Source organism: Maritimimonas sp. 2205BS37-2, assembly GCF_056591755.1.
The window spans coordinates 535,174-559,368 of record NZ_JBWQOI010000001.1; the positions used below are offsets into that span (position 1 = coordinate 535,174).

Sequence of the window (24,195 nt, forward strand, 5' to 3'; positions counted from 1 at the left end):
TAACCAAATTATGAATGTTTGTTTTTTAATGTATCCATGGGAGAGTATTGCATCTCCAGAAAATGATACGTCACTTGCCTTAATTCATGAATGTGTAAAACGTGGCCATGGAGTTGCACTGTGTGCTCCTGCGAATCTAACAATAAGAAATAGTGTTACCTGTGCTTTTGTTACTATAATTGAAAGAATGGAAAAAGTACCAGGTTCATTAAAGTCATTCCATAAGAACGCCACTACACGAGAAGAAATGCTTCCTTTGGCAGGATTTGATGTGATTTTTATGCGCGCCGAACCTCCATTAGATCCATTAATGTTGAATTTCCTTGATTCCGTGAAAGATGATGTATTTATTGTTAATTCCGTTCAAGGCATGCGCGAAGCAAACAATAAAGTATATACCGCTGTTTTTGAAGATCCCGACAATGAGATTATCCCGGTAACTCATGTTTCAAAAAACAAGGATTATCTGATTAAAATGATTGAAGAATCTTCATCAGATAAAATGATTTTGAAACCTTTAAACGGCTTTGGAGGCTCAGGTGTTATACTTATAGAAAAAGCCGCAATGGGTAATATTAATTCATTATTAGATTTTTATATAAGTAAAAGTGAAGGAGGCTCAGATTATGTAATACTACAAGAGTATATTGAAGGAGCTGACCAAGGAGATGTTCGAGTACTACTTTTAAATGGTATACCAATTGGCGCTATGCGTCGTATTCCAGGTGATAAAGATCATCGCTCTAATGTTTCGGCCGGTGGTACGGTAGCTAAACATAAACTAACAACCCAAGAAAAGCTTTTGTGTAAAAAGATTGGTCCAAAATTAGTTAAAGATGGTCTATATTTTGTTGGGATTGACGTTATTGGTGGTAAATTAGTAGAGGTTAATGTAATGAGCCCAGGTGGTGTTACCTACATTAATAAAGTATACAAAGTAAAGCTACAAGAAAAGGTTATAGACTTTTTAGAAAGTAAGGTATTAGAGCGTAATGCTGCTTTTAATCGCAAAACTGATCTAAGAAAAATTGTTGACGAAGCTTAAATAATGATTGATGAAAGGGTTTAAAACTCCTTTGGTTTCTCCAGATTGGCTTGTCCAAAATCTTGAAGACCCAAATCTTATTATATTAAATGCCACTATTCCTAAGGCTACAAATAAGAATGTGCCTGTAAAAGAGGTGGAAAGTCAAATTAAGAACGCCCGATTTTTTGATATAAAAAATGTGTTTAGTGATACTTCATCCTCTTTACCAAATACCTTTCCTACTGAGAAACAATTCGAAGAAGAAGCTCAAAAATTAGGTGTTAACAATGATAGTTTTATTGTAATTTATGATGACTATGGTATTTATTCAAGCGCCCGCGTATGGTGGTTATTCCGATCTTTCGGACATAAAAATGTATCCGTTTTAAATGGAGGGTTGCCAGTTTGGGAAACTGCCGGATTTCCTATTGAAAATACAACACTACATAGCAAAACTTCAGGAGACTTTAAGGCTTCGTATCAAGAAAATAGCATTAAAAATTTTAATGAAGTATTAACTGCTATAAATTCGGATAACATAAAGATTTTGGATGCGCGTTCCGCCGAACGCTATGAAGGAACTATCCCAGAACCTCGAAAGGGGTTGCGAAGTGGGCATATACCTTCATCTCTCAATTTGCCTTATACAGAATTGATCAATGATAATAAGCTTTTGTCAAAAGACGAATTGCGAGACAGCTTCAAACGGTATGCAGATAAAGACTTGATTTTTTCTTGCGGATCGGGTATTACAGCTTGTATTTTGGCCTTAGGTGCCGAATTAGCAGGGCATAACAAGATAGCCGTTTATGATGGTTCTTGGACAGAATGGGGAAGTAATCCTGCATTACCTATTGAATAAATAATCTTTCTAAAGATCATATCTAATTTATTAAACAAATAATGATGTTAAAAATTTCAGTAGATCAGATCATAAAAAAAATTGAAAATCAAGAAACTTTCGAAGCTGTTTCTGAAGATTATTCTTTTACTATAAAAATAGACAAATATGTGCATTATGCCTGTGGCGCTGTGCATGACGGGCATCAATTTAGAAGTGAACTTTGGGAGAATTGTTTGCATACAGAATATGAGCGTTGGTATGAAGAAGATCCGGCTACCAAAGAAATGGTAAGAACACACCCCATAGTTATTGCCGGAATGGATTCGCGATTTGAATATGATTTAAATCGCCACCCAGACGTAGCTATATATGATGATGCTTGGGGTAAACAACTGTGGAAAGATGCATTACCCATTAAAATGAAAGAAAAAAGCTTAACAAAGCACCATAATTTTTATAAAGTGGTACATGCACTTATAAGTAAACTTGAAGAGTTATTTGGAGTTTGTGTTGTTTATGATATGCATTCTTATAACTGGCAACGTTGGGATAGGGAAGTGCCAACCTGGAATTTAGGTACTGCAAATAACGATAATGAACGATTTGGCAATGATATTGAATTATGGAGGTCTATACTCGAAAAGATGGAATTGCCAAATGGCATAAAATCTACTTCTAGAATTAATGATACTTTTCAAGGGAATGGTCATTTCTTAAAATATATTACGAATAATTTTAGTAATACTTTGGTGCTAGCTACAGAAATTGCCAAGGTATATTGTGATGAGTTAAATCAAATTATGTACCCTGAGGTAGTAGCTGCGGTTGAACGATCTTTGAAAATAGACTTAAAAAAGCATGCCAATACTTTCTATACCAATCATAAAGCTTAAATTTGCGTTTCCTTTTGAAGAATTGAATTAATGAGAGATCCCGAAGTAACCACTGAAGCTTTATTTAAAATAGATAATTATATAGATCAATTAGTTAAGAAAATTGAGCTCTTGAGTTATGTGAATCCTATTAATATAGAAGAACAGAAACAAAAGTTCTTTGCTTCAAAGTATCTTACAGATCCCATTTTTAAGTATCCAAATATAGATTTTGATAAATTCAAGCTACATAGGGAGTTCTTTGCGCAACCAATTGAATTAATTGAAGATAATGATCTAAAAGAACTATATGAAGAAATTATCTACTTCTATTCTGGATTAATTCGTTGTATTGAAACTATAGGAGAAGGAAAGAAATTCTACTATAATAGCCTTCATTCATTTGGTACACCCACTGAACAGGATGTAGAAAATGCTAAGTTCATTCTGCATTTTAAAGAAGAAGATCCTTTATCCGAAAAATTCCAACCTAAATATACACCTCAAGAAGCAGAAAGAATATTTAGAGACTATTCTAAACAGTATGATTTTAGCTATGAGATCAAGTTTTCTGATACAATGGGGGCTATAGCAATGGTATTAAACAATGTAAAAACCTTAGTCATTAATGGCAATCATATTTTTTCAGATAATGAGATGGCAATTTTAACCAATCATGAAATAGGTGTGCATATGGTAACTACAATGAATGGTTTATTACATCCATTAAAAATATTCTCTCATGGGTTTCCGAATAATGTAGAAACGCAAGAGGGCTTATCTGTTTTTAGCGAATATATGTCAGGTAGTTTAACCATTACACGTTTAAAAGAGCTTGCTTATCGTGTAATTGCCGTTGATAGCTTGGCAAAAGGATATTCATTCTCGAAAACATTTAGATTATTACATAATGTGTATGATTTAAATAAAGATAAAGCATTTTACATAGCGGTTAGAACACATCGAGGCGGAGGGCTCACAAAAGATTATCAATATCTAACTGGTTTGAAAAAAGTATATGATTATTATCATTCTGGCGAGGATTTAAACTTATTACTGGCCGGTAAGGTATCAATTGAATATAAAGATAAGATTAAGTCTTTGCTAGCTAAAGGATTAGCTTCTCCTGTAAAACATATTACAACTTCATTTAAAGAAAACAAGAATACAGATAAAACGGTAGATTTCATACTAAAGAACCTTAAGTAATTCTATTGCCATTTTTGCTATTAGATGCCTAAAATCTTACAAGTTTTTCATTATTTCTGGCCTAATTTTTATGAAATGAACAATTTTCACTACTGAAAAATGAGCATTTTATTGGTTGAAATTAGTGAAGTGTTATTTTCTGAAAAGAGGACTAAATGACATTTTTTTGAGAATTTTCAACCATTTATTATTGAAATACAGCTCTGAAACCCCTATAAACATTGAGTTTTTTGCCTAAAATGAAAAACTCATGGTTTTCCATGAATTTTAAAAATCACTAATTGCTCTATTGACTCGTATAGGTTGATACTATACATTAGCAGTGTATTTCGTTAATTATTCTTGAATTCTTTGCTCGGTATCTCGGGCACGGTCTTCAAAACAAAACAAAAAGTTTAAAGATTTTAGGTAATAACTATTAAAGTTATTGTAAGTCGCTATTACATTTATAATCAGGATTCATTTTCCTTCAACCTTAAAATCTTTTAGTTAATCAATTTTAGTATCTCTTTTTAGAGATTTGGTAAATGACTTAGTCTATTTACAACGGATATGATGTTGCTTTATTGTAAAGCTAACATAGGGAGAGTACATCTTAATTTAAAACGAAATACTTATTTAAGATGTTGAAATACAGCGAAATACACAATATTAACGAGATATTGTCGACTTGCTCCTTTCTTTCCTAAACTAAAATTGAATAGTAATAATTAAAAGTTTAACACATAAAAAATTATAGTCATGAAGAACGCAGTTTTAACCATCGTAATAAGTTTAGTAGCAGTTGTAGCATTTGCACAATCAAACGCTCCACAGAGAATGAAATATGTTACCACCGGTCCAGACGGATCAGTAGCAATGACCATTATTGACGATACAAGAGAAAATAACATGAAACTAGAATCAGCAGATAATTTCTATAAATATCAAATTTTAGATCCACGCACTGCAGAGCCAGTATATTCATCAGAAAATAAAGGTAAAACGTGTGAGATCGATAAAACAAAATTAGCCGCAGGTACTTATAATTTAAAGTTGTACACATCGAATTTTGTAATTACTTCTAAGATTACAGTATCGGCGTCGAGAAAATTACGTAATGCTATACAAGAAGATGCTGTAGCAGTAAATTACGAAGACTAATAAATATAACGAGGGCTCCTTTCTTCCCTAAACCAGATTAAAAAATTAAGTCGCAAACAAAAAATTAAAAACATTTAAAAATTAACATCATGAAGAAAGCAGTTTTCACCATCGTATTAAGTTTAGTAGCAATCGTAACAGTTGCACAAACGAAAGAAGTTCCACAAAGATTAAAGTATGTTACTACAGGCCCAGATGGATCTATAGCCATGACTATAATTGATGATACAAGAGAAGATGTAATGAAATTAGAATCAGCTGACACCTTTTATAAGTATCAAATCTTAGATCCAAAGACTAGTGAACCAGTTTATTCTGCTCATAATAAAGGTAAGGCCTGTGAGATTGATAAAACAAAATTGGCTGCAGGAACCTATAATTTAAAATTATATACGTCAAACTTTGTAATTACATCAAAGATTACAGTTTCAGCCACTCGTAAGTTAAGAAATGCAATAAAGGCAGATCAAACACTAGCAGTGAATATGAATGAATAATACTTAGAAAAAAATTGTTATGAATAGCTTGAAAAATTTAAAATCAGAAAAAATGAAAAAGTCATTATATATAAAAATAATAATAGTAATCTACGCAACGCTATTATTCGCGCTAAATGGAAATGCACAAAGTTTTAAGAATTTAGATAAGGCTCCACATGATATTGCTTACTACAGAGAGAGTAATATTACACCACCACTAGTAAAAGTAGTTTACGGAAGACCATCAATAGAAAAAAATGAAGAAGCTTTTGGCAATAAAATACCATTTGGGGAGTTATGGAGAACAGGAGCTAATGAAGCCACTGAAATAAAATTATATCAAGATACAGTCTTTAATGATGTAGTAGTGAAAGCAGGTACATATGTTTTGCTAACAATACCGGGCGAAAATGAATGGGAAATCATTTTAAATTCTAATCTTGATGTATGGGGATCATTTCAATATGATTCTAAGGCAGATGTAGTTCGTATCAAAGTCCCCGTTAGCAAAGCCGAAATGTTGAAGTCATTTTCTATTGCCTTTAAAAAAGGTAGTGAAAAGTTAAATATGGTATTAGGTTGGGGATCAACTAGAGTAAACGTACCTATGAGAATAGATCAAGATAATTATGTCGCTAAACTATAATTATGTTCTTTAAATTGAATTAAATGCAATAGCAAAATGAGAGGCATTTTGTTTTGACATCAGATCAAAGTGAAACTAACAGAAATACAGATACTACTTTTACAAGAATAATTAAGTTTCAAAAAATGCTTCTCATTAATCAGCCTAGGTCGTCCTTGACCTAGGCTTTTTCATGTCTGCTTATTGCCCTCGTTGCTCATGAAAACATTAATCCAAAAAGCGAAGTCTTAATTCTTTAGTAGGTAATAGGCAAGCTTCATTTTTACCAAACCACTTATATCTATTTTTGGCGATGATGCCATAAAAGAAATCTCTAATGAATTTTGGTACAAGTATGAATCCGTATAATATAGAATAACCACCCGATAATTTTTTGGCAATTTTTAATACCGCAGTAGATTTATCATAAATTTTACCCTTTTCTAACAATAAAATAGAAGTTAAGTCTAAATTTTCTCGATTATTATGTAACAAAATTTCCTTACTGGCGTCAGATTGTAGAGAAGAGAATAAAAAGTGGTTTCTTTTATCTTTTTTTATGATAAATTGTATGGATGAGTTGCATAAATTGCAAACACCATCAAATAAGATTAATGATTTGTCTTGTAAATTTATCATAATGCAAAGTTACATAATAGTAACATAATAATTTTTGAATCGTCTTTTAACATATTATTAGGATTTGCGCAGAAAAGCAATTCTTAACTTTAAAAGTTAAATTAAATAGAATTAACCAAATGATTGAAATCAAAAAACTTCACAAATCTTACCCAATGGGTAAGGATTCTTTACATGTATTAAAAGGATTAGATCTTGAAATAAAAGAAGGCGAGTTCGTGTCTATTATGGGAGCTTCAGGTTCTGGAAAATCTACACTTTTAAATATATTAGGTTTATTAGATACCCATGATGAAGGCGAGTACTTTTTAAATGAACAAAAAATTGAAAAGCTTAATGAAAAGAAAGCAGCTGTTTTACGTAATAAATTTTTAGGCTTCGTTTTCCAATCATTTAACCTTATTACCTATAAGACAGCCTTAGAAAATGTGGCAATGCCATTGTATTATAAGGGTATGGGAAGAAAGGAACGTCAAGAGGTTGCGTTAGAATATTTAGATAAAGTAGGACTAAAAGATTGGGCAAATCATTTACCAAGTGAATTGTCTGGTGGGCAAAAGCAACGTGTGGCTATTGCGCGTGCTTTAGTAACACAACCAAAGGTTGTATTGGCAGATGAACCTACAGGAGCTTTAGACTCAACTACTTCTGAATCTGTAATGGATTTATTAACTGAAATTAATAATGAAGGAATGACCATTGTGGTTATTACACACGAAGAAGATATTGCAGAAATGACACATAGAATTGTACGTTTAAAAGATGGTGTGATTACTAGTGATGAAAGAACCAAAACTTTACAAAAAGCATAAACATGTTTGATCTAGGTCGTTGGCAAGAAATATTTCAATCAATAAGTAAAAACAAACTAAGAACTTTTCTTGGGGCATTTACCGTAACCTTAGGGATTTTCATTTTTACTGTACTTTTCGGTATGGGGAATGGCTTAAAAAATACTTTTGATAAATTTTTCTCTGATGATGCAACAAATACCATTTTTATTTGGGCCGGTAGAACCACAAAAGCCTATAAAGGTTTTAAAGAAGGAAGACAGATTCAATTTGAAAATGAAGATCTAGAACTTTTACGCAAGGAATTTGGTGATAAGATAGAGTATATTACCCCTAGAATCTATAAAAGCATGCAGGCCACCAGAAAAAATGAGTCTGGTGCTTATACAATGAGAGCTGTTTTCCCTGACCATCAATTTTTGGAAAAAACAATTATTGATGAAGGGAAGTTTATAGATGAAAATGATGTGAAAAATAGAGCTAGAGTAGTAGTAATTGGCCGATTAGTAGAGAAAGATCTATTCAAGAAAGAAAGCGCTTTGGGTAAATTTATTGAGCTTAATGGGTTGGCTTACAAAGTGGTAGGTGTTTTTAGCGACGCTGGGGGAGACAATGAAGAGCGGTTAATCTATGCTCCGGTTTCAACCATTCAGCTTATCCATAAAAATACAGATGACATAGACCAAATTAATTTATCATTTAATAAAGCTTTAGGCGTATCTGGTGCAAAAAAAATGGTTTCAGATATTTCTAAAATATTAAAAGACAAACATAATGTGTCTAAAGAAGATAGAAGTGCCATTCGAGTACGATCTGTTTTTGATGACTACCAACAAAACATGCAGTTTGCCAATATGTTGCAAATAATTGTATTATGGATTGGTATTGGGACTTTATTTGCCGGAGCCATTGCTATTGGTAACATTATGGTATTTGTAGTTAAAGAACGTACTAAAGAACTAGGTATTAGAAAGGCCTTAGGTGCCACACCAGGTTCGATCGTTGGATTGATTTTACAAGAATCAATATTTATTACCGCAATTGCAGGATATATAGGTATTCTTATTGCAATATTTGCTTTAAGTAGAATGGGTAATAATCTAGAAGATTATTTTATTACAAATCCTCAAGTAAATCAAGGTACTATTGTTTGGGCTACCATTATTTTGGTTTTTGTTGGCGCCTTAGCAGGATATGTGCCTGCAAGAAGGGCCGCGAGAATAAAACCGGTAGTTGCATTAGGTGAAGATTAAAAACTTTAAACTGTAATAATGAAATTCATATTTGATAACGATACTTGGCAAGAAATTTTCGGAGCGATAAAGAAAAGTAAATTGCGTACGGCCATTACAATTATAGGTGTACTTTGGGGTATTTTTCTTTTCATCACTTTATTAGGTGCAGCAAGAGGTATGGAGAATGGGTTTGATAAAGAGTTTAGCAATTTGGCAACCAATAGTATTTTCTTATGGGCACAAAGAACAAGTATGCCAAATAAAGGATTTCAAAGAGGTAGACAATTACGATTAAAAGTGCAAGATGTAGAAGCAATTAGAAGGCAGGTTCCAGATATAGAATTTGTGGTGCCAAGAGATGTACAAGGCGTATTTGGAGGCCCACCGGCACAAATAAAAAGAAAGGCAAATACTAAAACATATAAACTCTTTGGAGATTATCCAACATTAGATAATGTTAATAAAGTAAAATTACTTGACGGTAGATTTATTAATTCGAGTGATATTAATGAAGAGCGAAAAATATGTGTCATCGGTGAAAAAATTGTAGACGAACTATTTGAAAAAGGTGAAAAACCGGTAGGTGATTACCTTGAAATCAATGGAAGTTTCTTTCAAATTGTAGGAACATATAAAGATAATGGAAGAAGTTTTGAAGGAGACGATTCAGTTTATATACCATTTACAACCTATAGAAAAATTAACAATACAGGTGATAATATAGGATGGATGGTGATAGCTGCCAATAAAGATGCAGATGTTTTGGAGGTTGAAAATAATGTTAAAGCCTTACTGAAGCGCAGGCATGGAGCGCACCAAGAAGATGAACAAGCTTTTGGCTCCTTTAATTTTGGTGAAATGTTCGCGAAAATTACGGGTTTTGTTAAAGGAATTAAATTTTTAACATGGTTTGTTGGAATTGCTACATTAATTGCAGGCGTAATCGCCATTGGTAGTATTTTATTAATTACAGTAAAAGAGCGAACAAAAGAAATTGGTATTAGAAGAGCACTTGGGGCAACACCCAAAGATGTGAAAGGTCAGATAGTACTTGAGTCTGTTTTTTTAACTTTAATTGCTGGCGTTTTAGGAATTATTTTTGGAGGAATTGTATTATTTATTATCAATGCAACCTTGGCAGGAGGAGATGGATTTCCTTTTGTAAACCCAACAGTTAATATTCCAATTGCTATTGGAGCTGTGTTTGCCTTAGTATCATTTGGTACCTTAATAGGATTAATACCAGCACAAAGAGCTGTAAGCATTCGTCCAATAGAAGCGCTAAGAGAAGAATAACAATTTAAATAATTTATAAATCAACTAAGAAAATTAAGAACAAATGAAAAGAAAAATCATATTTGGTACTATATTAGGTTTACTTATTGCAGTTTTAATATGGTTTGGTATGATGAATAACAAGTCAACCATCGAATACGAAACAGAAAAACCATTTAAAGCCACTATCGTTAAAAAGACGGTAGCCACCGGGAAAGTTACACCGCTTGAAGAAATTGAGATTAAACCTCAAATTACAGGTATAATCGATAAAATTTACTTAGAAGAGGGAGCTAAAGTTAACAAAGGAGATTTGATAGCAAAAGTTCGTGTTGTACCTAATGAACAATCTTTGGCTAGCGCCAGAGGTAGAGTAAACAGTGTTCAAATACAACTGAATAACGCTAAAATTTCATTTGATAGAAACAAAGCATTATATGATAAGGGTGTTATTTCTAGATCAGAATTTGAAGCGATTGAATTAACATATAATCAAGCGAAACAAGATTTAATTAATGCACAAAACGACTACCAGATCATAAGAAGAGGATCTATCGGTGGAGGTGGAGGTGCCAACACGAATATTAGAGCTCAAATTTCTGGAACGGTATTAGAAATTCCTGTTAAAGAAGGAGATCAAGTTATTCAAAGTAATAACTTTAATGCAGGTACTACCATTGCTTCAATTGCAGATATGACTAAAATGATCTTTGAAGGAAAAGTAGATGAAGCTGAGGTAGGAAAGATCAAAAAAGATATTGATTTAGATATTACATTAGGAGCCGTAGAAGACAAGAAATTTCCGGCTAAATTAAATTTTGTTGCACCTAAAGGGACAGAGGAAAGCGGATCTGTTCAATTTACCATCAAAGCTGATGTTACGTTGGATGATGATTATTTTCTTCGTGCAGGCTATAGCGCTAATGCTGAAATTGTTTTAGAGCAAAAAGATAGTGTACTTTCTATTAAAGAATCGCTTTTACAGTTTAATAAAAAAACAGAAAAACCTTTTGTTGAAGTTAAAACCGGAGAAGATAAATTTGAGAAGAAAGACGTTAAATTAGGAATCTCTGACGGTATTAATGTTGAGATCTTAGAAGGAGTTACAGAAAGTGATGAAATTAAGATTTGGAATAAAAAGTCTAAAAAAGAAGATGACGAAGAAGGAGAGGAAAGCGATGATGACTAAATAGCATTTTAGAATAGGTAATAAAGAAAATCCGAAGTTGTGTGAGCAACTTCGGATTTTTATATTTAAGAAAACTGTTTAGCAATTTTTTCTGCTTTCCTGCTTTCGGTATAATCATAAAATCCTTCACCAGATTTCACACCCAATTTACCGGCAGTGACCATATTCACTAATAATGGGCACGGTGCATATTTTGGATTACCAAATCCTTCATGTAGTACGTTTAAAATAGAAAGACATACATCTAACCCAATAAAATCTGCTAATTGCAATGGCCCCATAGGATGTGCCATTCCAAGCTTCATAACAGTATCAATTTCATAAACTCCAGCCACGCCTTCATACAGTGAGTAAATGGCCTCATTTAACATAGGCATTAAAATTCGATTGGCTATAAAACCTGGATAATCATTAACCTCAACCGGAACCTTATTTAATTTTTTAGAAAGCTCCATAACCAGTTCGGTCACTTCATCAGATGTATTATAACCTCGAATCACCTCTACCAGTTTCATAATAGGCACCGGATTCATAAAATGCATACCGATTACCATGTCTGGTCTAGAAGTTACAGAGGCAATTTTCGTAATTGAAATTGAAGATGTATTTGTTGCCAGAATGGTATCCTCTGGACAAACCTTATCTAACTCTTCAAAGATTTTAAGCTTAAGGTCAATATTTTCTGTTGCGGCCTCAACCACTAAACTTGCGTATTGTACACCTTCTTTTACAGAAGTATATGATTGAATATTACCAAGTGTATCGGCTTTATCTTGCTCTGAGATTTTCTCTTTAGCAACCATGCGATCTAAGTTTTTAGAAATGGTTGCAATCCCTTTATCTAAGGCTGCTTGAGAAATGTCTATTAATTGAACTTTGTATCCAAATTGAGCAAATGTATGGGCAATTCCGTTACCCATTGTTCCTGCTCCAATAACTGCTACGTTTTTCATTTATATTTTATTTTCTTGAATGATTCTTATGTTTAATACAGTAAGAAACAATTTATAATGATGATTAAAGTTTATTTATAAAATTAATAAGAGTGCTATAATTACAATACCTTTTTATTTAAAAGCAATCTATAATTTGTTGAGCAACTCGTAAGGCTGCTGCTCCTTGCTGTAAGGTTACAATAGGTGTTGTATCATTAATAATGGCATCAGCGAACGTTTCTAGCTCATCTAATATGGCATTGTTAGGATGTATATCTGGGTTTTCAAAGTAAATTTGCTTTTTAAACCCTTCAGCATTCTGTAAAATCATTGCAAATTCATCAGGATTTTCTGGCACATCCTTCATTTTTACCACTTCAACACTTTTATCTAAAAAATCAACAGAGATATAAGCATCCTTTTGAAAGAAGCGTGATTTTCGCATATTTTTTAAAGAAATTCTGCTAGCGGTAAGGTTTGCTACACAACCATTTTGAAATTCTATTCGCGCATTAGCTATATCTGGTGTTTCACTTATTACAGATACACCACTTGCATTAATATTTCGCACTTTTGAATTAACAACACTTAGTATAATATCAATATCATGGATCATTAGGTCGAGCACAACAGGAACATCTGTACCACGAGGATTGAACTCCGCCAAACGATGTGTTTCAATAAACATCGGATCTTTTATGGTGTCTTTTATAGCAGTAAAAGCCGGATTAAAACGCTCTACATGACCAACTTGCCCGCGTACATGGTGAACACTCGCTAATGTTCTTATAGCCTCAGCTTCAGAAACAGTATTGGTAATTGGTTTTTCAATAAAAATATGACGCCCTTTTGTAATCGCTTCTTTTGCACATTCAAAATGTGAAAGTGTAGGTGTAACAATGTCTACCACCTCAACAGCATCAATAAGATCTGAGACCGTTTCAAAAGGTGTATAACCAAACTCAGCGGCTACTTTTTTCGTATTGTCCTGGTTCGGATCGAAGAACCCTACCAACTCATATTTATCTGATTGTTGTAATAATTTTAAATGAATTTTTCCTAAATGACCAGCACCCAGAACGCCTACTTTGAGCATAGAATTTGATTTTTAACAAAACTACAAAATAAGCTGTTTTAATTTTGTTTTTTTAGTGAAATATTTGCGTAATTTGAAGGCATCAAGATGAAAGATACAGCCAGACATAAAGGACTTAGAAATCAATTAGTTCAAACAATACAAGCCAAAGGAATTACAGATGAGAAAGTACTAGATACTATTGCTAAAATACCTCGCCATTTATTTATGGATTCTAGCTTTGTTGATTTTGCTTATCAAGATAAAGCATTTCCAATCGCTGCAGATCAAACCATTTCACAGCCCTATACCGTTGCATTTCAAACGGAGCTTCTAGAGGTGAGAAAAGGGGATAAAATCTTAGAAATAGGCACGGGTTCTGGATATCAAACAGCGGTTTTAGTGGCGCTTAAGGCTGAAGTTTATAGCATAGAGCGTCAAAAAGAACTCTATGAAAAGACCAGAAAATTCTTACCTAAGGTTGGTTATGTTGCAAAAAAGATGCGTTTTGGAGACGGCTATAAAGGTTGGTCAGAGTTTGCTCCTTTTGACAAGATTGTAGTTACAGCCGGTGCCCCTTTTGTTCCAAGACCTTTACTAGACCAACTTAAAATAGGTGGTAGACTCGTGATCCCTGTTGGAGATGCTGTACAAGTAATGACCTTATTCATTCGTACAAGTGAAAAGGGATTTGAAAAACATGAGTTTGGTGATTTCAGATTTGTACCAATGCTTAAAGAAAGCCAGAAGTAAGATCTCTTAACAAATTAAAAGCCAGAAATTGGTACTCTATATATAATTTACCAATTAAATCATATAACGCTAAACAGCTTTTAAACTCAAATCCATATTATAAACAGAGTGGGTAAGGGCACCAGAAGAAATATAATCTACACCACATTCGGCATAACCTCTAATCGTTTTTTCATTAATACCACCAGAAGACTCCGTAAGGCATTTATCACCAATTAATTTAACTGCTTTTCGAGTATCTTCATAGTTAAAGTTATCAATTAAAATTCTGTAAACGCCATCAGACTGTAAAATTTCTTCAATCTCTTTTAGACTTCTAGCTTCAACTATAATTTTAAGATCTCTATTAGTAGCCTTTAAATACTGCTTCGTTTTATCTATTGCCTTAGTAATACCGCCAGAAAAATCAATATGATTATCTTTTAACATGATCATATCATAAAGGGCGAATCGATGATTTTCACCACCGCCAATTTTAACAGCCCATTTTTCTAAAGCACGAATGCCGGGTGTGGTTTTACGCGTATCTAATATTTTTGTGTTAGTGCCTTCTAAAAGGTCAACAAACTTTCTCGTTTTAGTGGCAATGGCACTCATTCGTTGCATAGCATTTAAAACTAAGCGCTCTGCCATTAAAATAGATTGAGAACTACCTTCAACATAAAAAACAATATCTCCATATTTAACAGCACTTCCATCTTCTATTAAAGTTTCTACCACTAGCTGCTTATCTACATAATTAAAAACTAGTTTAGCAAATTCAACACCGGCAATAATACCTTTATCTTTAACCAAAAGCTTTGCTTTTCCTTTTGTTTCTGATGGTATACAAGCCAAAGAACTGTGATCTCCATCGCCAACATCTTCGCGAATGGCATTGCTAATAATAAGGTCTAATTCTTTTTCAAATTGTTCTTTACTTATCATACGTAGAAATTTATGTGGTAAAAATAAGAATTAGATTTACGATATGCGGTATTAGATTTATGATTTTTTGATGCTTTTTTAGCCTTAGATTGCTACATGATAAATTGTACATTTGCCTTATGAAAATTAAACTTCTTGCTATTGGAAAGACAGATGATAAACAATTAATTCAGTTAATTGAGGCTTATCAAAAACGATTAAAGCATTATATAAAGTTTGATCTTGATATTATACCCGATCTTAAAAACACAAAAAATCTATCTGAAAATGAACAGAAAGAGCGGGAGGGAGCGTTGATATTGAAAAAGATAATGCCTACCGATCAATTGATCTTATTAGATGAAAAAGGTGCTACATATAGATCTGTTGAATTTTCAAAATTCTTACAAAAGAAATTAAACTCTGGTATTAAACAATTAGTGTTTGTTATAGGTGGTCCTTATGGGTTTTCAGAAACGGTTTATCAAAAAGCACAAGGAAAAATATCGTTATCAAAAATGACCTTTTCGCATCAAATGATACGCCTTTTTATGGTTGAACAATTATATCGAGCTTTTACCATCTTGAAAAATGAACCTTATCACCATGAATAAGGATTAAAATCCAATCTTACTAGTTTTTATTAGGCATCATTGTTTTGTCTATCCAGTTGACTATTGTTTCTTCTGTTTGAGGTTGTTTTTTAAAGATTCCGGTACCGTGACTTACAGTATTAAATTTTGTAATGCTTGTTCGTTTGTTTTTTGATGCTTTAAATATTCGATCTACCCATTCAAAAGTAGGCCCTTCATTCCCTGCTAAAATTAAGATTGGCAATTCTTTATAATTTTCGAGGCGCTCTATAATATTATCATCTACTGGCCCACCCAAAAGTGTTAAAGACCTCAGGTTTTTATACTTGAGGGCATACTCCAATGCTAAAAAATTCCCGCAGCTGGCGCCTACTATGGTCATTCGTTTTGTATCTACACCTTTCATATTCTTCAAGGTATTAAAGGCAATTTCAACATCGTGTAACCAATGCTTCCTCCAATATTCCATGACCTCAGTCATTGATTTCATAGCCATTAGGTTTGGTTTACTACCTTCACTTTTGCCAAAGCCGCGATAATCAAATGATAACACATGATATCCAGAGTTTTTCAGTTTCGAAGCCAAACTATTATATTCATTTTGATCTGTTGTTGGATCACATTGACAAAGTAAAAGAACTCCTGGTCTTAGCTCATCGCTATCTTGCCCATAGTATCTGGCATCTAGATAAGTAGAATCCTTCAGTTTTAATAATTGTGATTGAAAGTGCTCTTGTTGCGCACTGCACTGAAATAGAACGAGTAAAAAGCTTATTACCTGAAGTGAAATTGCCAATATTTTCATTTTAATTAATGCTGATTCCTTTTTTATCTTTTATTCTTCCTGTAACTAGCCATCCACCAAAATCTTCAGAAACAGCCATTAACAATGTATTTTTTCCTTTTTTAAGATCTAAATATACTCCATCAAATAGGCCAACCGTTCCTAAGTAGCGATAATCTCTAGATCGCCATCTATTAGTACCCCAATACAATGGTTTTCCGTTTAGAATAACTACAACTCTATCACTATAGCCAAACTCAAGCAACTTTAATTGATCTTGATTTGAAGTGATTTCGATTTTAGCAAATACTGTATTTCCTGGAATTTTGTTATAACGTTGTATCAATCTAGAAATATTGGCGGCGGTACCTTCTTCAACTTGAATGTTTCCAACCCATTTTCTTGTTTTTAGAATAGAGTCTATTTTGTTTGGAGCATCTAAGAGCTTTTCATCAAATTTGTTTGAGATTTGCCATTCAGCTATTAAATTTTCTATTGGTTTTCTTTCAATCGGTTTAAAATCTTGTAATTCAGAGTTGTTTTCATCAATAGAAATGTTAGCGATATGCATTCCAGACCTATTACCACCTCTAAAAATAATGCCACCACTTTGTGGTTTGTGGAATAAATTCCACGATAAATTAGGTTTCTCTGAATGGTCTAAATACACCTGTGCCTTATCATTATTAACTACAAGCTTCACATGCGTCCAATCATTATATTTATATTCATACGGAAATGAATATCTAGGTCCGAAATATAATTGCCATGGAGAAATTCCTTTTACTGCCGGTGCTGCCTGATTGGCATCAGGATTTCCAGATTGATGTGGTCTTATATACCATTGCTCACTATCAGAATCATTTACCCTAAAATATAAACCCGGAAAGGCTTGTTCTTCTTTTAGAAAAATATCATACTCAATGGTTCCGTTTAGAAATTTCTTATTTTTTAAAGTGATAGCGCCACCTTGTAGATAAATAGCGTCTTTGCCTTTGTAATTTTCAATTACATGTGAGTTAGCCGTTATTTTCCAGTTTAAGGTATCTAGCGGTATGATTTGTTGCGCATTACCGGCGGTAGTAAATAATGCAAGTAAAATTATTAATTTTTGAAGTTTCATGATTTGTATATTAAGGATGAGCACAAAATTCTAAAAAGTCATTTTAAAGGAGAAAACAAAGCTGTTCAATCTCATTCATTGTTGTTCAAATGAATATTTTTGATGAATTTTGTTGCAATGACTAGTTACGCTGAATATCATCTTGTACAACGCTGCCTTCTTTTAATAGAAGATCGATTAGGCTGGGGGAGTTCTAAAAACTGGCACAACGATGTGTTTATTGAATTAAGTGATAAGATTCAAGAACAAACGCAGGTGTTATTGAGTCCTACTACTTTAAAAAGGGTATGGGGACGTGTTAACTATACGAATGCGCCTAGCATAAGTACACTTAATACCTTGGCACAGTTTGCCGGATTTGTAAATTGGCGCGATTTTAAAAATAATATTCAGAAGAAAAAGCCTTCATGGTTTTCTCGAAAGATTGCACCTAATTTTGGGGTAATAATGGCATCGGCAGCAATAATGACGTTGGTTTTTATCTCTTTTTACTCCATGAAAGGTACCAATTCAATAGTAAAACCAGACTATTCGAGTGTACCCTTTAGTAGCAGGCCGATCACGGTAGGACTGCCAAATTCTGTTGTATTTGATTTTGATTTAAATGAGGTACTATCTGATAGTATCTATATTCAACAATTTTGGGATCCTACGAAAACCATTAAACTTAAAAAAGAACAAAAGCAAGCCACAGGGCAGTATTATTATCCTGGGTATTTCAGGGCAAAGCTTTTAATTGATGGTGAACTTATAAAAGAACATGATCTTTTTATTAAGAGTAATGGTTGGTTAGGTACCATAGATTATGAGCCGATACCTAAATATGTTGCTACCGAAGCTATTTTATCAAATAAACTATCGTACGCGAATGATATTTTAAACGAAATTAAAGCAAGTAGCAAACCTCTTATGTCATCATTTCATTATGTGAATGATCTTCCAGCTATTTCTGGTGATAATTTCGAACTCACTACTTCAATTAAAAATGTTTATAGCGATAAATGGGCGGTTTGCCAGCGGTCTTTGATCATAATTGTTGGTACTAAAAGTGCTATTATGATACCATTTGCTATTTCTGGTTGTGTTTCAGAGCTCGGTGTTATGCTTAGCGATGTGTATATTGATGGTAAAGAACATGATCTTTCAACTTTTGGTACCGACCTTTCTAGCTTTAGAAATGTCAAAATATCTTCAAAAGACAAGGAGCTTTCGGTTTTTATAGATGATAATGCAATTTTCTCACATCAATACAATAAATCAATTGGTACTATTGTGGGTGTTCGTTTTCGTTTCTTGGGTGCCGGAGAGGTTGACTATTTAAAGCTAAAAGATGCTAAGAGTATCGTATTTGATAATAATTTCTCATTAAATAGCTCAGAATAAAGTAAAATTATTGAGTACTCTCTTTAATTTTTTTCTGATGGTATTTTTCTTCAACCACACCTAAAGCAGCACCTACAATACCCGCATTATTTTGATATGTCGCCGGAACAACTTTAGTGTCTATGGATATTAAGTCTTTGAATCTATCGAATTTTTTAGATGCTCCACCTCCAAGTATAATAAGATCTGGTGTGAGTATTTGCTCAATAATTTTTAAAAATTTATTAAAGCGTATTGCCCACTGTTCTAGAGAGATCTCATCGCGCTTGCGTGCCGAATCTGCCGCAAAGTGTTCTATTTTTTTATACTTTTTATAAGGGAAACGGCCTAATTCAAAATTAGGAATTAAATGTCCGTTATAAAAAGCGCCAGACCCTAACCCGGTACCAATGGTAATCATTAAAACGAAGCCCATGTTTCCTTTACCGGCACCAAAATGCATTGATGCGATGGCCGCTGCATCGGCATCATTAAGCACCGTAAAATCTAAAGCAGTTTTTGATTCAAGTAATTTCTTAACATCGGTGCCTATCCAAGATTCATCAATATTTCCGGCTGTACGTGCCACGCCATGAAAGATAATTGCCGGAAAACCGCATCCAACTTTGCCATCCCAATTAAAATGATCTACTAATTGTTTAATCACATCGGCTACAGCATTCGGTTTCGCACCTTTGGGTGTAGGGATTCTATGCTTTTCACTTAATAGCTCACCAGTTTCAGTATCTACAATGGCTCCTTTAATACCAGAACCACCCACATCTATCCCTAAAATTTCCATCTACAACGCTTTAATTTGACGCAAAATGCGATTATTTTTAAAAAATTCAAATTTATCATCTGCTCACTTATGTTATTTTTGTTAACATAAGTATAAAATAGAATATAGAATGAAATTTTTACAAGAGTTTAAAGAGTTTGCGGTAAAAGGAAATATGATGGATATGGCCATAGGTATTATTATTGGCGCTGCATTTAATACTGTAATTGATGTATTGGTAAAACAGGTTTTAATGCCACCACTTTCATTATTATCTAACGGACTTAGCTTGGAGAATAGAAAAATAATACTTCGGGAGGGGAATTTAGATGCTTCGGGCGCGATGGTGCAAGAAGAAGTTGCAATTGCCTATGGCGCTTTAGCGGAAGCTTTTTTAGATTTTTTGATTGTTGGTTTAACCATTTTCATTGTAGTAAAGGCTATGAATAGGCTTCGTAATAAAGCACAAGATACTAAAGACGAAACCGTAGCTACACCAAAGGACATAGAGCTGCTGTCAAAAATGAATACGTTATTAGAGGAACAGAATGCACTAATTAGATCTAATATAAAAAGTTGATTTTAACTAAAGTATTTCTTTTATAAAGTCAATGGCTAATGCAATAAGTGCACCCATTACCAACATGATTATTTCGAATTTTTGATTTTCGATTTTGGAACCACTTCGCAAACGTTTCCATAATCGAATCACCATAAAAATTACAACACCTATTGCAAAGATCCTAACCCATAAGGTTAGATTATTATATTTACGTTTTTTTATGACTTTTCTATTGTTATCCTGTTCAATAATTGATTGTGCCCTATAATAATACTTTGATTGAGAGGTGATTTTGTGAAGATGTATATAAGCTAATGAGTCATTTTTTAGCATTTTATAGGAAACATATAAATTCCAATGTGCGAGATCTTTATATCGATATTGGTCCAATTGATTTTTATAGATTGCTATAGCATCATATACCTTATCATTATTTAAATAATGATTTCCTAAGGCTATCTGATAGCTTCCTTTTTGACTATTATATTCAATTGCTTTTTTTAATGCATTAAGAGATTTTTCATTTTTACCAAGAGCATCATAGCATAAGTAAAGTAAATAATAAGAAGCATCAACCCGTTTATTTTCATTAATAGACTTTCTTAAGTATACAATTGAAGAATCTAAGTGATTTGTTTTAAGCAATGCTCTAGCAATGGAGTAATCATCGGTGTACTTTTTTAGTATTTCATTATAAGATAGTTGAGTGTCATTGCTATTAAAGGAATAATTATCAATTTTATGTAAGAATTTTAATTCTAGCTCTTCATTACTTTTGGCTTTTATAGTATGTGAAGATGATTGCCCTGACTGTAATATACTAACCCTTATTTCTCCATTACTTAATTTGTTGACACTTTGAATTAGAAAATCAACTTTAATTAAAGTAGTGTCATTCTTCAATACAGTCAATGGGAAAATCTGTTGAATAGAATCAATGTCTTTAATAAGTTTAAAATGGTTTTCTTCGCAAACTAATTGTAAGAGTCTTAATTGTTCACTTTGCGGTATATTGGTTTTTATGCCAATTGTTATGCTAGCTTCTTCTGGTTCAGCTCTTGAATAAACCAATAAAGTTGAAAGAAACAGAAAGGTTATAAGTATTACTTTCTTTACTTTAAAACTCATGATACTTAGATTCTAGTTTTCTAGAATGTAATGATCTTTATTTTTTTATTTAAAATCAAGAGGGTATTTCCTGTTTTTTAAGGGTGTTTTTCTCTTTTTTATCAACAAAAAAAGTGAAAAGACTGGCTTTGATGTTTCGCTATCGGCCTCGGCTATGAGTGGTTGCATGGTTTAGCACTTAACTTAACAAGTACACGACAAACTGAAAATCTGCGAGGATTTTCAGAAGTAGGCGAGAACAAGCAATTGCTTATAACCATTGCTATGGGCTTTTAATTTCTTTAATATTTTTGGAAATATCAGACAATTTATTCATTACTGAAGTAATTGCTTTATTCCCATTTTCAACTGTAGTGTCACTTGGATGTTTCTGTTTTTTTATCGTATTCATTAAGTCATCAATCTCCATAAACATTGATGCAAGCTTTTGGTTAGTAGTTTTTCTTGATTCAGTGTCTTGTCCTATGAGTTGAGAAATGTATGTTGCTCCACCACCAAGGAAATTACTTAAATGAGAATATTTCAAATGGATAAGTTGGTAAATTTTAAATTGAGAAAAGAAGAAATAAGAAAGAAAACCTAAAGGGATTGCAACACCTACTTTAACAGCAATTTTTTCATATAAACTTAATTCGCTCATAACCTTTAAGTCGTAAGAGTATACCACCCAAAGTCCAATAATTATTAATGAAAGAATAAATGCACCTAAAAACGCAAAGCTAGTAATGTTTGCAGTTTTTCTATCTTTTCCAAGGTTATCAGCAAAATTTTTTGAGAGACCAAGTTCAGCTTTCAGGTTAACAACATTCTGAATTCCCTCATTAACACTTTCAATAATTGAATTCTTTATTGTTACCATATCCGAATCTATTTTCTCAAGAAGTTCAGATTTTAATTCTTCAATACCATCCGAATGATGAATTACAGGTCTGAAGTTTTGTATATCCAAATCATCTTCAAAAGATTTAAATAGTTCAATTCCATTATTAAAATAGTTCGTGTAATTGTTTACATTAGGACTTCTGTAAATATTATTCCACTGATTATTCCAATTTGGAAATTTAGTTTTGTCAAATTCAGTTAGTTCTTTATTAAGTAAAATCCATTTATCAAAATCAATTTGATTATTTCTCAAAGTGTGGTAAAAATTTCTCCTTTGGTCAAAACGTTGCTTGATTTCCTGCGCCTTTTGTTGTAATAAATTAGACGCAAGTCCTTCAAATTCGGATTGTTCATATATTTTCTCAATTGCCATATTTTTCTTTTAACTGCCCATAACGAATTAAGGATATAAATTCGTTTTAATTATTTATATCTACCGATAGCGAAGTTCGTTTTTTTATTTAATAAAATTAAAGGGGTTTTTCCCCTTTTTTCAGTTTTAGTACTTTAGCTCAATGAAAATTATTTTTGCTACACATAACGAGCATAAGCTGAAGGAAGTTCAAGCTTTGGTGCCAAAACATATTCAGTTATTAAGCTTAACCGATATTGGTTGTGTAGAAGATATACCAGAAACAGCCACTACTTTAGCCGGGAATGCCCAGATAAAAGCAAATCATGTAACCAAAATTTATGGATTTAATTGCTTTGCAGATGACACAGGTTTAGAAGTCACCGCACTAAACGGAGCTCCAGGTGTATATTCTGCCAGATATGCCGGTGTGTACCATGATTCTGAAGCTAACACACAAAAACTATTAAAAAACCTTAAAAATAAAGCCGATAGAAGTGCGCAATTTAAAACAGTAATTGCCTTAAATTTAAACGGAGAACAACATCTTTTCGAAGGTATCTGTAAAGGGGAGATTTTATTTAATAAACGTGGAGGCCAAGGGTTTGGTTATGATCCTGTTTTTCAACCCGAAGGTTTTAATCAATCGTTCGCAGAAATGTCAATGGAAGAAAAAAGCGCAATAAGTCATCGCGGTAGAGCAGTGGAGCAATTAATCACATTCTTTAATAGTCTAGCTTAAGGCAGCTTATTTATTCTATTCGTTTAATCGTTTCACCCGCCGTAATTTTAAACGGTAACTGATTTTGCCTGGGCGGGTATAAGCAAGTTGTATAATCATTAAATGAGCAAGGTGGATTGTATAGCTTATTAAAATCAAGTAGTACACCACCATCTCTTTCGGGTAAATCTAAATAAACATAACGACCGCCGCCATAGGTTTCTTCATCATTTGTAGCGTCTGCAACCATTAAAAATCCGTTATTTCCTACGTCTAGAGTGTGATTTTGACCTTGATAGTTAAAACTAACTTGACCTATAAACCTTGTAGTCGCTTTTACACCCAATTGCGATTTTACAGCTTCGGCTTTAATAGTATCGTAGTAGGTAAATTGTGCATCAAAAATAAAATCTTCGTTAGGCTTAAAGTGCACAAAGCCTTTAAAAGCTTCTATCTCAGGGCTTTTAGTGTCCCAAACTCTTAAAAAGTGTTTATCGGCAGCACGGGTGATGATTTGCCATTTTAAACGATCATAGGTTAGTTGTTGAGAATTGCCATATTCATCAAAAACCAAGTCAATAGCGCTTATTAAGGAGTCAGAATTGATTTTTACATCTATAGCTGAATTCGCTTTAAAATTAAGAACAGTATCTAGATAAGTAAAAACTCCAATAGTATCTGGCAGGCTTTCTATTTGTAATAATAAATTATTCCCTTTGTGCTTGCCAAAAGTATTCATGGAATCGTTTAATTCACTGAGTGCTACTAACTGAAGGTATCCTTGCTTTCTACTATCCATTTTTTCGGCTCTATAAGATTCTAATTGAGCTAAATACGTTTCACTTAAGGTACTTTTCTTAGTACAATGAATGAAAGTGAATAATAACAGCGTGTAAGCAATAAACTTCAT

26 protein-coding genes are annotated in these 24,195 nt (G+C 33.0%); 16 read left to right on the forward strand and 10 right to left on the reverse strand.

All coding sequences use genetic code 11. The features are described 5' to 3' along the window. The first annotated feature begins 10 nt into the window (after positions 1 to 10). The 7 genes from gshB (at position 11) to AC1EUU_RS02465 (ending at position 6,220) form a co-directional block, all read left to right on the forward strand. On the forward strand, positions 11 to 1,045 hold the full coding sequence (gene gshB / locus AC1EUU_RS02435) for a glutathione synthase (protein WP_480199788.1): 1,035 nt from the start codon (positions 11 to 13) through the stop codon (positions 1,043 to 1,045). Positions 1,046 to 1,055: 10 nt separating this feature from the next. After that, positions 1,056 to 1,889, forward strand: coding sequence for a sulfurtransferase (locus AC1EUU_RS02440; protein ID WP_480199789.1), 834 nt, complete (start codon positions 1,056 to 1,058; stop codon positions 1,887 to 1,889). Positions 1,890 to 1,933: 44 nt separating this feature from the next. Then, positions 1,934 to 2,764, forward strand: coding sequence for an N-formylglutamate amidohydrolase (locus tag AC1EUU_RS02445; protein WP_480199790.1), 831 nt, complete (start codon positions 1,934 to 1,936; stop codon positions 2,762 to 2,764). 30 nt (positions 2,765 to 2,794) lie between these two features. Further along, a complete protein-coding gene (locus tag AC1EUU_RS02450; protein WP_480199791.1) occupies positions 2,795 to 3,952 on the forward strand; it encodes a peptidase MATCAP family protein in 1,158 nt (385 codons plus the stop codon). Between the two features lie 741 nt (positions 3,953 to 4,693). Beyond that, positions 4,694 to 5,095: a hypothetical protein gene (locus tag AC1EUU_RS02455; RefSeq protein WP_480199792.1), complete on the forward strand. Its 402-nt coding sequence runs from the start codon at positions 4,694 to 4,696 to the stop codon at positions 5,093 to 5,095. Between the two features lie 89 nt (positions 5,096 to 5,184). Then, a complete protein-coding gene (locus AC1EUU_RS02460; protein WP_480199793.1) occupies positions 5,185 to 5,592 on the forward strand; it encodes a hypothetical protein in 408 nt (135 codons plus the stop codon). 52 nt (positions 5,593 to 5,644) lie between these two features. Then, positions 5,645 to 6,220 (forward strand): DUF2911 domain-containing protein, encoded by a 576-nt coding sequence (locus tag AC1EUU_RS02465; RefSeq protein ID WP_480199794.1) that lies wholly within the window; start codon positions 5,645 to 5,647, stop codon positions 6,218 to 6,220. 207 nt (positions 6,221 to 6,427) lie between these two features. On the opposite strand, the gene AC1EUU_RS02470 is transcribed toward AC1EUU_RS02465, so the two are convergent. Next, on the reverse strand, positions 6,428 to 6,838 hold the full coding sequence (locus AC1EUU_RS02470; protein ID WP_480199795.1) for a thiol-disulfide oxidoreductase DCC family protein: 411 nt from the start codon (positions 6,836 to 6,838) through the stop codon (positions 6,428 to 6,430). Between the two features lie 119 nt (positions 6,839 to 6,957). Here AC1EUU_RS02470 and AC1EUU_RS02475 point away from each other — a divergent pair, with 119 nt between their 5' ends. From AC1EUU_RS02475 to AC1EUU_RS02490, 4 genes are read left to right on the forward strand one after another with little or no spacing between them, the layout of a single operon-like run. After that, a complete protein-coding gene (locus AC1EUU_RS02475; protein WP_480199796.1) occupies positions 6,958 to 7,650 on the forward strand; it encodes an ABC transporter ATP-binding protein in 693 nt (230 codons plus the stop codon). 2 nt (positions 7,651 to 7,652) lie between these two features. Next, positions 7,653 to 8,882, forward strand: a complete 1,230-nt coding sequence (locus AC1EUU_RS02480) for an ABC transporter permease (RefSeq protein ID WP_480199797.1) — start codon at positions 7,653 to 7,655, stop codon at positions 8,880 to 8,882. 18 nt (positions 8,883 to 8,900) lie between these two features. Beyond that, entirely contained in the window at positions 8,901 to 10,160 is a 1,260-nt protein-coding gene (locus AC1EUU_RS02485) for an ABC transporter permease (protein WP_480199798.1), read from the forward strand. 43 nt (positions 10,161 to 10,203) lie between these two features. Continuing rightward, positions 10,204 to 11,328, forward strand: a complete 1,125-nt coding sequence (locus AC1EUU_RS02490) for an efflux RND transporter periplasmic adaptor subunit (protein WP_480199799.1) — start codon at positions 10,204 to 10,206, stop codon at positions 11,326 to 11,328. Positions 11,329 to 11,393: 65 nt separating this feature from the next. On the opposite strand, the gene AC1EUU_RS02495 is transcribed toward AC1EUU_RS02490, so the two are convergent. Next, entirely contained in the window at positions 11,394 to 12,281 is an 888-nt protein-coding gene (locus tag AC1EUU_RS02495; RefSeq protein ID WP_480199800.1) for a 3-hydroxybutyryl-CoA dehydrogenase, read from the reverse strand. A 118-nt stretch (positions 12,282 to 12,399) separates the two neighbouring features. After that, complete coding sequence (locus AC1EUU_RS02500; protein WP_480199801.1) at positions 12,400 to 13,359, reverse strand: Gfo/Idh/MocA family protein; 960 nt, start codon at positions 13,357 to 13,359, stop codon at positions 12,400 to 12,402. A gap of 87 nt (positions 13,360 to 13,446) precedes the next feature. Here AC1EUU_RS02500 and AC1EUU_RS02505 point away from each other — a divergent pair, with 87 nt between their 5' ends. Beyond that, positions 13,447 to 14,091 carry a protein-L-isoaspartate(D-aspartate) O-methyltransferase gene (locus tag AC1EUU_RS02505; protein ID WP_480199802.1) on the forward strand — a complete coding sequence of 215 codons (645 nt, stop codon included), beginning with the start codon at positions 13,447 to 13,449 and terminating at the stop codon, positions 14,089 to 14,091. A 69-nt stretch (positions 14,092 to 14,160) separates the two neighbouring features. Here AC1EUU_RS02505 and nadC read toward each other — a convergent pair whose 3' ends face one another. Next, positions 14,161 to 15,018 carry a carboxylating nicotinate-nucleotide diphosphorylase gene (nadC, locus tag AC1EUU_RS02510; protein WP_480199803.1) on the reverse strand — a complete coding sequence of 286 codons (858 nt, stop codon included), beginning with the start codon at positions 15,016 to 15,018 and terminating at the stop codon, positions 14,161 to 14,163. Between the two features lie 119 nt (positions 15,019 to 15,137). Between nadC and rlmH the strand changes: the two genes are divergently transcribed. Continuing rightward, a complete protein-coding gene (gene rlmH, locus AC1EUU_RS02515; protein ID WP_480199804.1) occupies positions 15,138 to 15,611 on the forward strand; it encodes a 23S rRNA (pseudouridine(1915)-N(3))-methyltransferase RlmH in 474 nt (157 codons plus the stop codon). 19 nt (positions 15,612 to 15,630) lie between these two features. Here rlmH and AC1EUU_RS02520 read toward each other — a convergent pair whose 3' ends face one another. Together AC1EUU_RS02520 and AC1EUU_RS02525 are read right to left on the reverse strand one after the other, a co-directional pair. Further along, complete coding sequence (locus AC1EUU_RS02520) at positions 15,631 to 16,395, reverse strand: alpha/beta hydrolase family protein (protein ID WP_480199805.1); 765 nt, start codon at positions 16,393 to 16,395, stop codon at positions 15,631 to 15,633. A gap of 1 nt (position 16,396) precedes the next feature. Next, the gene (locus AC1EUU_RS02525; protein ID WP_480199806.1) at positions 16,397 to 17,497 is read right to left on the reverse strand and encodes a hypothetical protein; all 1,101 of its coding nucleotides are present in this window, start codon (positions 17,495 to 17,497) and stop codon (positions 16,397 to 16,399) included. A 117-nt stretch (positions 17,498 to 17,614) separates the two neighbouring features. Between AC1EUU_RS02525 and AC1EUU_RS02530 the strand changes: the two genes are divergently transcribed. Beyond that, on the forward strand, positions 17,615 to 18,880 hold the full coding sequence (locus tag AC1EUU_RS02530) for a hypothetical protein (protein WP_480199807.1): 1,266 nt from the start codon (positions 17,615 to 17,617) through the stop codon (positions 18,878 to 18,880). 7 nt (positions 18,881 to 18,887) lie between these two features. Here AC1EUU_RS02530 and ppgK read toward each other — a convergent pair whose 3' ends face one another. Beyond that, the gene (ppgK, locus tag AC1EUU_RS02535; protein WP_480199808.1) at positions 18,888 to 19,661 is read right to left on the reverse strand and encodes a polyphosphate--glucose phosphotransferase; all 774 of its coding nucleotides are present in this window, start codon (positions 19,659 to 19,661) and stop codon (positions 18,888 to 18,890) included. A 109-nt stretch (positions 19,662 to 19,770) separates the two neighbouring features. On the opposite strand from ppgK, the gene mscL reads away from it, so the two are divergent. Further along, complete coding sequence (gene mscL, locus AC1EUU_RS02540; protein ID WP_480199809.1) at positions 19,771 to 20,220, forward strand: large conductance mechanosensitive channel protein MscL; 450 nt, start codon at positions 19,771 to 19,773, stop codon at positions 20,218 to 20,220. Between the two features lie 6 nt (positions 20,221 to 20,226). On the opposite strand, the gene AC1EUU_RS02545 is transcribed toward mscL, so the two are convergent. Beyond that, complete coding sequence (locus AC1EUU_RS02545; protein WP_480199810.1) at positions 20,227 to 21,330, reverse strand: tetratricopeptide repeat protein; 1,104 nt, start codon at positions 21,328 to 21,330, stop codon at positions 20,227 to 20,229. Between the two features lie 262 nt (positions 21,331 to 21,592). Continuing rightward, positions 21,593 to 22,585 (reverse strand): hypothetical protein, encoded by a 993-nt coding sequence (locus AC1EUU_RS02550; RefSeq protein WP_480199811.1) that lies wholly within the window; start codon positions 22,583 to 22,585, stop codon positions 21,593 to 21,595. 142 nt (positions 22,586 to 22,727) lie between these two features. Here AC1EUU_RS02550 and AC1EUU_RS02555 point away from each other — a divergent pair, with 142 nt between their 5' ends. Beyond that, positions 22,728 to 23,306, forward strand: a complete 579-nt coding sequence (locus AC1EUU_RS02555) for a non-canonical purine NTP diphosphatase (protein ID WP_480199812.1) — start codon at positions 22,728 to 22,730, stop codon at positions 23,304 to 23,306. A gap of 10 nt (positions 23,307 to 23,316) precedes the next feature. Here the strand turns inward: AC1EUU_RS02555 and AC1EUU_RS02560 are convergent, their stop codons facing one another. Continuing rightward, a complete protein-coding gene (locus tag AC1EUU_RS02560) occupies positions 23,317 to 24,195 on the reverse strand; it encodes a DUF1684 domain-containing protein (protein WP_480199813.1) in 879 nt (292 codons plus the stop codon).

Coding starts and splice junctions, on each gene's coding strand:
- AC1EUU_RS02470 (WP_480199795.1), bottom strand. CDS start 6,838: ATGATAAATTTACAAGACAAATCATTAATCTTATTTGATGGTGTTTGC.
- AC1EUU_RS02550 (WP_480199811.1), bottom strand. CDS start 22,585: ATGGCAATTGAGAAAATATATGAACAATCCGAATTTGAAGGACTTGCG.
- AC1EUU_RS02440 (WP_480199789.1), top strand. CDS start 1,056: ATGAAAGGGTTTAAAACTCCTTTGGTTTCTCCAGATTGGCTTGTCCAA.
- AC1EUU_RS02450 (WP_480199791.1), top strand. CDS start 2,795: ATGAGAGATCCCGAAGTAACCACTGAAGCTTTATTTAAAATAGATAAT.
- AC1EUU_RS02465 (WP_480199794.1), top strand. CDS start 5,645: ATGAAAAAGTCATTATATATAAAAATAATAATAGTAATCTACGCAACG.
- AC1EUU_RS02490 (WP_480199799.1), top strand. CDS start 10,204: ATGAAAAGAAAAATCATATTTGGTACTATATTAGGTTTACTTATTGCA.
- AC1EUU_RS02455 (WP_480199792.1), top strand. CDS start 4,694: ATGAAGAACGCAGTTTTAACCATCGTAATAAGTTTAGTAGCAGTTGTA.
- AC1EUU_RS02460 (WP_480199793.1), top strand. CDS start 5,185: ATGAAGAAAGCAGTTTTCACCATCGTATTAAGTTTAGTAGCAATCGTA.
- ppgK (WP_480199808.1), bottom strand. CDS start 19,661: ATGGAAATTTTAGGGATAGATGTGGGTGGTTCTGGTATTAAAGGAGCC.
- mscL (WP_480199809.1), top strand. CDS start 19,771: ATGAAATTTTTACAAGAGTTTAAAGAGTTTGCGGTAAAAGGAAATATG.
- AC1EUU_RS02530 (WP_480199807.1), top strand. CDS start 17,615: ATGACTAGTTACGCTGAATATCATCTTGTACAACGCTGCCTTCTTTTA.
- AC1EUU_RS02525 (WP_480199806.1), bottom strand. CDS start 17,497: ATGAAACTTCAAAAATTAATAATTTTACTTGCATTATTTACTACCGCC.
- nadC (WP_480199803.1), bottom strand. CDS start 15,018: ATGATAAGTAAAGAACAATTTGAAAAAGAATTAGACCTTATTATTAGC.
- AC1EUU_RS02555 (WP_480199812.1), top strand. CDS start 22,728: ATGAAAATTATTTTTGCTACACATAACGAGCATAAGCTGAAGGAAGTT.
- AC1EUU_RS02480 (WP_480199797.1), top strand. CDS start 7,653: ATGTTTGATCTAGGTCGTTGGCAAGAAATATTTCAATCAATAAGTAAA.
- AC1EUU_RS02560 (WP_480199813.1), bottom strand. CDS start 24,195: ATGAAGTTTATTGCTTACACGCTGTTATTATTCACTTTCATTCATTGT.
- gshB (WP_480199788.1), top strand. CDS start 11: ATGAATGTTTGTTTTTTAATGTATCCATGGGAGAGTATTGCATCTCCA.
- rlmH (WP_480199804.1), top strand. CDS start 15,138: ATGAAAATTAAACTTCTTGCTATTGGAAAGACAGATGATAAACAATTA.
- AC1EUU_RS02485 (WP_480199798.1), top strand. CDS start 8,901: ATGAAATTCATATTTGATAACGATACTTGGCAAGAAATTTTCGGAGCG.
- AC1EUU_RS02500 (WP_480199801.1), bottom strand. CDS start 13,359: ATGCTCAAAGTAGGCGTTCTGGGTGCTGGTCATTTAGGAAAAATTCAT.
- AC1EUU_RS02545 (WP_480199810.1), bottom strand. CDS start 21,330: ATGAGTTTTAAAGTAAAGAAAGTAATACTTATAACCTTTCTGTTTCTT.
- AC1EUU_RS02475 (WP_480199796.1), top strand. CDS start 6,958: ATGATTGAAATCAAAAAACTTCACAAATCTTACCCAATGGGTAAGGAT.
- AC1EUU_RS02505 (WP_480199802.1), top strand. CDS start 13,447: ATGAAAGATACAGCCAGACATAAAGGACTTAGAAATCAATTAGTTCAA.
- AC1EUU_RS02445 (WP_480199790.1), top strand. CDS start 1,934: ATGTTAAAAATTTCAGTAGATCAGATCATAAAAAAAATTGAAAATCAA.
- AC1EUU_RS02520 (WP_480199805.1), bottom strand. CDS start 16,395: ATGAAAATATTGGCAATTTCACTTCAGGTAATAAGCTTTTTACTCGTT.
- AC1EUU_RS02495 (WP_480199800.1), bottom strand. CDS start 12,281: ATGAAAAACGTAGCAGTTATTGGAGCAGGAACAATGGGTAACGGAATT.